This is a genomic window from Pseudomonas sp. LF-5 (genome assembly GCF_037626295.1).
Lineage (GTDB): Bacteria > Pseudomonadota > Gammaproteobacteria > Pseudomonadales > Pseudomonadaceae > Aquipseudomonas > Aquipseudomonas monsensis.
Map to the genome: position 1 here is coordinate 213,151 of NZ_JARKMT010000010.1, position 6,745 is coordinate 219,895.

The 6,745-nt window shown below is 60.4% G+C and carries 5 protein-coding genes; 3 read left to right on the forward strand and 2 right to left on the reverse strand.

From position 1 onward, the window contains the following. Nucleotides 1–323 precede the first annotated feature (323 nt). Nucleotides 324–2,114 (reverse strand): flavin monoamine oxidase family protein, encoded by a 1,791-nt coding sequence (locus PseuLF5_RS23540; protein WP_336347482.1) that lies wholly within the window; start codon nucleotides 2,112–2,114, stop codon nucleotides 324–326. Between the two features lie 223 nt (nucleotides 2,115–2,337). On the opposite strand from PseuLF5_RS23540, the gene PseuLF5_RS23545 reads away from it, so the two are divergent. Beyond that, on the forward strand, nucleotides 2,338–3,744 hold the full coding sequence (locus PseuLF5_RS23545; protein WP_123469507.1) for an adenosylmethionine--8-amino-7-oxononanoate transaminase: 1,407 nt from the start codon (nucleotides 2,338–2,340) through the stop codon (nucleotides 3,742–3,744). A 205-nt stretch (nucleotides 3,745–3,949) separates the two neighbouring features. Next, nucleotides 3,950–4,669 carry a 16S rRNA (uracil(1498)-N(3))-methyltransferase gene (locus tag PseuLF5_RS23550; RefSeq protein WP_340134824.1) on the forward strand — a complete coding sequence of 240 codons (720 nt, stop codon included), beginning with the start codon at nucleotides 3,950–3,952 and terminating at the stop codon, nucleotides 4,667–4,669. A 111-nt stretch (nucleotides 4,670–4,780) separates the two neighbouring features. Here the strand turns inward: PseuLF5_RS23550 and trhA are convergent, their stop codons facing one another. Further along, nucleotides 4,781–5,398 carry a PAQR family membrane homeostasis protein TrhA gene (gene trhA, locus PseuLF5_RS23555; RefSeq protein WP_064589617.1) on the reverse strand — a complete coding sequence of 206 codons (618 nt, stop codon included), beginning with the start codon at nucleotides 5,396–5,398 and terminating at the stop codon, nucleotides 4,781–4,783. A gap of 142 nt (nucleotides 5,399–5,540) precedes the next feature. On the opposite strand from trhA, the gene PseuLF5_RS23560 reads away from it, so the two are divergent. Then, nucleotides 5,541–6,461 carry a LysR family transcriptional regulator gene (locus PseuLF5_RS23560; RefSeq protein WP_222834130.1) on the forward strand — a complete coding sequence of 307 codons (921 nt, stop codon included), beginning with the start codon at nucleotides 5,541–5,543 and terminating at the stop codon, nucleotides 6,459–6,461. The last annotated feature ends 284 nt before the right edge of the window (nucleotides 6,462–6,745 follow it).

Genomic DNA, 6,745 nt, shown 5'->3' on the forward strand with positions numbered 1-6,745 from the left:
CCAAGACTAGCGAGTTATCTATCGAATTAAAGCGGAAAATTTTGCTTTGAAATATCGAGAAATACGATCAAGAGTCTTGAGCATGGTGGTTAAGGAAAGATTAAAGGGGGAAAGTGTGGGGCAGGATACTGGGTACAGATCCAAAGTTAGTGCTGCCTGAACCGGCCTCTTCGCGAGCAAGCTCGCTCCCACAATGGTCGGCGGCGTTCACAAATTCTGCATTCACCGCAAAAACCTGTGGGAGCGGGCTTGCCCGCGATGAGGCCCTCACAGGCAAAAAAAAGCGCGGCATAAGCGCCGCGCTTTTTCATTCACCGCAACGCTTACTGCGCCTTGGTATCAGTGCTTGCCGCTGGAGCCGCCGCAGGCTTGGCTGCTGGCTTCTTCGCCGGCTCAGCCTTTTTCGCCGCCGGTTTTGCCGGGGCTTTTTTCGCTTCGGTCTTCGCCGCAGGCTTCTTCGCCGCAGGCTTGGCCGCCGCTTTCTTCGCCGGCTCGGCTTTCACCGGAGCGGCTGGCTTCGGTGCTTCCACCGGTGCTGGCGCAGGTGCCGGAGTCGGCGCAGGCGCTGGTGCCACAGGCGCCGGAGCTGGCTCTGGAGCCTTCACCGGTTCTGGCTTCTTCTCGTCATCCGAACCGCCGAACAGGTTGCTGAAGAAGTTGCCCTTCTTCGCTGCCACGGCACCTGCCGCGCCTGCCGCTGCTGCGGTTGCAGCCGCCGGGCCGACTTTGACCGGCTCAAACGACTTGCCAGCCGCCAGATCTTCAACCTGACTGGCCGCACGCTGACCAGTGCGCAGTGCGCCTTCCAGGGTGCCCGGGTACAAGGTGTCGGTATGTTCGCCGGCAAACGCTACGCGTTGCAGCGGACGTTCCCACAGACGCCAGAACTTGCTGATCTGGCCTGGACCGAAGGCCAGGTAAGCGCCGCCCATCGACGGGTCGGTGCTGTAGCGACGGATTTCATAACCGGTGAACGAGCCACGGGCCTGTGGATAAAACGCGTGCAGACGGATCAGCACCTGATCGACCATCTGCTTGTCGCCGAACGCCTGCATCACGCGGGCGTTGTCGCCGGACAGGTTGATCACCACGTTGGCGCCGCCCTTCAGGGCTGGCTCGATCCAGAGCATGCCGAGGCCGGCGTTGCTGTAGATCTCGCCGGACATACGCGCCTTGCTTTCCCACACCGGCGTCTTGAACTTCAACATGATCTGGTCGCGCCAGCCGTAGTTGGTGCCCTTGATCGCCGCCAGGTGCTGGGCGTCCAGCGCCGGGGTCAGGGCAATCTTGTTCAGCGCGCGCAGTGGCACGGCCAACACCACGTAGTCTGCCTGATAGCCAACACTGCCGACCTTGACGGTCACGCCGTCCTTGTCCTGAGTGATCGCGGACACCGGCGAGTTGGTCTTGATGGTCTTGATCTGCTTGACGAAGGCCTGGGCCAGCACCTGACTGCCGCCGACCAGACGCGAGGCGCGCAGGTCGCGGTCGGAGACGCCGCGATACACGCGATTTTGCTGGGCGAAGTACAGCAGCGACAGACGCGACGGCTCGTCGTAGTGAGTGCGGATGTCCTGGTTGATCAACTGACGCGCCGTGGCCGGCAGGTTCTGCTTGTCGAGCCAGCTCGACACGTTGATCTGGTCCAGCGCATGCAGGGTGCTGGTCGCGGCCGGGTTCTGCGGATCGTCGATCGAGCGCGCCAGATCGTCGAGGGTTTTCTGATAGCGCTTCAAGGCCTCGGCGGTGGCCGGCTGCTTGGTCGCCAGATCGGCAGCGGAGAAATACTCGCCGTCGATCAGATAACCCGGGGTACGCACGAACTCAGGGGCCGGCGTGGTGCTCAGCTTGAAGGTCGAGACGTACTTGTTCAGCACCGGCTGGGTCTTGTCGTTGCCGATCCACTCGCTGGTGGCCATACCGGAGCGACCGCCCAGGCTCGGTTTGGCTTCCAGCAGCGTGACCTGCCAGCCTTTGTTTTGCAGTTCATAAGCGGCAGTCAGACCCGACAGGCCGCCGCCAATCACGATCGCGGTTTTATCCTTGGCCAGCGCCGTAACGCTGAACAGCCCCAACATCACCAGCGCACAGGCGCGCAGCCAACCGACAGACATTCAGCGAACTCCGGAAATACACGTAGGAAAAAGCAGTTTTGCGGGTCAGACGACCCAAAGAACCGCGAAGAATACGTTAGCCATCAAAACGCCGCCAGCGACGTCTATCGGCTCATACAAAGTAGCTCAATCGACACAATGGGTTGTCCCCACGCGACGCATTGCATAGGCTTGCGCGATTGTTTGCCCGCGCCTGACGCGAGCCGCCTCGAGGAGACTGTAAATGGGCCTGAATAACCAGTGGATGCAACGCGACCTCGCGGTTTTGTGGCATCCCTGCACCCAGATGAAAGACCACGAACAGCTGCCGCTGATCCCGATCAAGCGCGGTGAAGGCGTCTGGCTCGAAGACTTCGAAGGCAAGCGCTACCTCGACGCCGTCAGCTCGTGGTGGGTCAACGTGTTCGGCCACGCCAACCCGCGCATCAATCAGCGCATCAAGGATCAGGTCGATCAGTTGGAACACGTGATCCTTGCCGGCTTCAGCCATCAGCCAGTGATCGAGCTGTCCGAGCGTCTGGTGAAGATGACCCCGGAAGGCCTGAACCGGGTGTTCTACGCCGATAACGGTTCGTCCTGTATCGAAGTCGCGCTGAAAATGAGCTTTCACTACTGGCTCAACCGCGGCCAGCCAAACAAAAAGCGCTTCGTCACCCTGACCAACAGCTACCACGGCGAAACCATGGCAGCGATGGCGGTCGGCGACGTGCCGCTGTTCACCGAAACCTACAAAGCGCTGCTGATGGACACCATCAAGGTGCCGAGCCCGGATTGCTACGGGCGTCCCGAAGGCATGAGCTGGGAAGAGCACTCGCGCAACATGTTCGCCGCCATGGAACAGACCCTGGCAGAGCATCATGACAGCGTCGCGGCAGTGATTGTCGAGCCGCTGATTCAGGGCGCCGGCGGCATGCGCATGTATCACCCGGTGTACCTCAAGCTGCTGCGCGAAGCCTGCGACCGCTATGGCGTACACCTGATTCACGACGAAATCGCCGTCGGCTTCGGCCGCACCGGAACCATGTTTGCCTGTGAACAGGCCGGCATCCGTCCGGACTTCCTCTGCCTGTCGAAAGCCCTGACCGGCGGTTACCTGCCGCTGGCGGCGTGCCTGACCACCGACGAGGTCTACAGCGCGTTCTACGACGACTACCCGACCCTGCGCGCCTTCCTCCACTCGCACAGCTACACCGGCAACCCGCTGGCCTGTGCGGCGGCGCTGGCGACGCTGGATATCTTCGAGCAGGACAACGTCATCGAAAACAACCAGGCGTTGGCCCAGCGCATGGCCTCGGCCACTGCGCATCTGGTCGATCACCCGAATGTCAGCGAAGTGCGCCAGACCGGCATGGTCCTGGCGATCGAGATGGTCAAGGATAAGGCCACCAAAGAGGCCTACCCTTGGCAGGAACGCCGTGGCCTGAAGGTGTTCCAGCATGCGCTGGAGCGTGGCGCGTTACTGCGTCCGCTGGGCAGCGTGGTGTATTTCCTGCCGCCGTACGTGATCACCCCGGAGCAGATCGACTTCCTCGCCGACGTCGCCAGCGAAGGCATCGACATTGCTACGCGTGACAGCGTCAGCGTGGCCGTGCCGAAAGACTTCCACCCCGGCTTCCGCGATCCGGGCTGATTCCTGAGGATTCAGACCAACCCTGTGGCGAGGGGATTTATCCCCGTTCGGCTGCGCGGCAGCCGTAAAATCAGCCCATGCAATACTTCTGACTCACCGCGATTGCAGATTTTGGGGCGGCTTCGCCACCCAACGGGGATAAATCCCCTCGCCACGAAAGCTCTGCATTACAGCAAGTACGCGCCCATTTTTTTAGAGACCCGAAATGAGACTGTCCCGCTTCTTTATCGACGCCCCCCTGAGCACCGGCGAACACGAACTGCCGGAAGCCCAGGCGCATTACATCAGCCGCGTGCTGCGCATGGCCGAGGGCGATGCGGTGCAGTTGTTCGACGGCTCCGGCCATGAGTTTCGCGGAACACTGCTGGAAGTCGGCAAGAAGCGCGTGACCGTGCAGATCGACGAGCAATTCGCCGGCCAGGTCGAATCGCCGCTGCACATCCACCTCGGCCAGGGCCTGTCCCGTGGCGAACGGATGGACTGGGCGATTCAGAAAGCCACCGAGCTGGGCGTGAGCGAAATCACCCCGATCTTCAGCGACCGCTGCGAAGTCCGGCTCAAGGACGAACGCGCCGACAAACGCCTGCTGCACTGGCGTCAGGTGGCGATCAGTGCCTGTGAACAGTGCGGGCGTTCGCGAGTGCCGGTGATTCATCCGCCGCTGCTGCTGGCCGACTGGCTGAAGCAGACCCAGGCCGAATTGAAGCTGGTGCTGCACCCGGTGGCGGAGCCGCTGGTGAGCCATGCGAAACCGACGACGCTGGCGTTTCTGATCGGGCCTGAAGGCGGTTTGACGGATGCTGAAGTCGAGCAGGCCAAGGGTAATGGTTTCCATGCCGCCCGCCTCGGCCCGCGGGTGTTGCGTACCGAAACCGCGCCGGTGGTAGCGTTGGCGGTGGCTCAGCAACTGTGGGGGGACTTCTAAAGCGCCATCGCTGGCAAGCCAGCTCCCACAGGTGCTGTGTTAATCACACAATTTGTGAACAACTCTGAGCCCTGTGGGAGCTGGCTTGCCAGCGATTGGCAGCAACTCGGTCTAGAGGACATAAAACAGAATCGCCACAAAGTGCAGCAAGCTCCCGGCAATCACGAACAAATGCCAGATCCCGTGCGCATGTCGCAACCGGTGATCGAGGGCAAAAAAGATGATCCCCACAGTGTACAAAACCCCGCCAGTGGCCAGCCAGGCGAAACCGGTGGTGCCCAGCGCCGCAATCAACGGTTTGACCGCCACCAGCACGATCCAGCCCATCACCGCGTAAATCACGATCGACAGGATCCGCGCCTCCGAACGCGGCTTGATCTCCTGCAGAATACCGATCAGCGCCAGCCCCCAGACAATCCCGAACAACGTCCAGCCCCACGGCCCGCGCAGCGTCACCAGGCAGAACGGTGTGTAGCTGCCGGCGATCAGCAGGTAGATCGAAAAGTGGTCGACCTTCTTCATGATCGCTTTCTTGCGCCCGCGCACGCTGTGGTACACGGTCGAAGCGCTGTAGAGCACCAGCAAGGTAAAGGCGTAGATCGCCACGCTGACAATTTTCCACGGACTGCCGTCGAGACTGGCAATCACCAGCATCCACACGCCGCCGATAAACGCTGCCACTGCCCCGACCAGATGCGTCCAGGCGTTGAGTCTTTCCCCGTGATACATGTGTCACTCACCTCAAGATTCGTTACCGCAGCGCGCAAGGCTCGGACCTTGAGCGTAAAAGCGCAATGTTTCTGTTCAACGCGGACCTGCGCACGCCACGGTAATTGGGCACAATCGGTCGATACCAAAAAGAGTCCGCGCCATGCTGATCGACGAAGAATTGACCCTGAAAAAACTCGAGGTGTTCCTCGCCTTCATGCGCACCGGCAACCTAGCCCGCGCCGCTGCCGAGTTGCAGACCAGCAATGTCAGCGTGCACCGGGCGATCCATTCGCTGGAAAGCGCCCTGCGTTGTCCGCTGTTCAAGCACGAAGGCCGCAACCTGACGCCACTGGAAAGCGCCTACGTGCTCGAAGAGCGCGCGCAGAAGTTGATCAATGACGTGGTCGAAAGCGTACGCCTGACCCGCGAAGCCGCCGGGTTCTCCGCTGAACGCTTCAAGCTCGGTTCGCTGTATTCACTGACGGTGAAGACCGTACCGCAACTGATCATGGGCCTGAAGATCCGCCGCAGCGAACTCAACATCGACCTGATTCTCGGCTCGAACATCGACCTGCTCTACAAGCTGAAAAACATGGAAGTCGACGCGATCCTGGTGTCGCTGGACGACAGCATCAACGACCCGGACTGCGAGCAGATCCCGCTGTTCTCCGACGATATATTCCTCGCCACGCCAGCAGATTCGAAGTTCGCACAACGCAGTGAAGTCGATCTGGCCGAGGTCCGCGATGAAACATTTATCACCTTGACCCAGGGCTTCGCCACCCATCAGGACGGCAACCGGGTGTTCAAACAGGCGGGGTTCGAACCGAAGGTGGCGATGCAGGTGAATGACATCTTCACGCTGTTGAGCATGGTCAGTTCGGGGGTGGGTTATGCATTGCTGCCGGGGCGGATTGCGGCGGTGTATGAGAATCGGGTCAAGCTGATTCCGCTGCAAGAGAAGTACCGGTTGCAGCAGCACATTGGCGTGGTGTTTTTGAAGGCCAAGGAGAGGGATCCGAATTTGCTGGCGTTGCTGGCGGAGTGTCGGATGTATGCCAATCGGCAGGTTGGGATTTAGAGCAAAATCAAGATCAAGAGCTACCCCCTCACCCCAGCCCTCTCCCCCAAGGGGGCGAGGGGGAAAGGGAGCAGATCTTCATGGGTTTCAAGACCTGAGTTCGACTCAGGACTTTCAAGTCGGCGTACCTCCAACATCCAACTCGGTCTGATCTGGCTTAATGTGATCTGGCTTAATGATTCTGGACACCCTTAAAGGGCGGTAATCTACGCCCAGCGAAGAGGTGGCATTTGACTAGACGATATTTTTCGACAGATTTCAAACGGGATGCGGCTTGCCTGGTT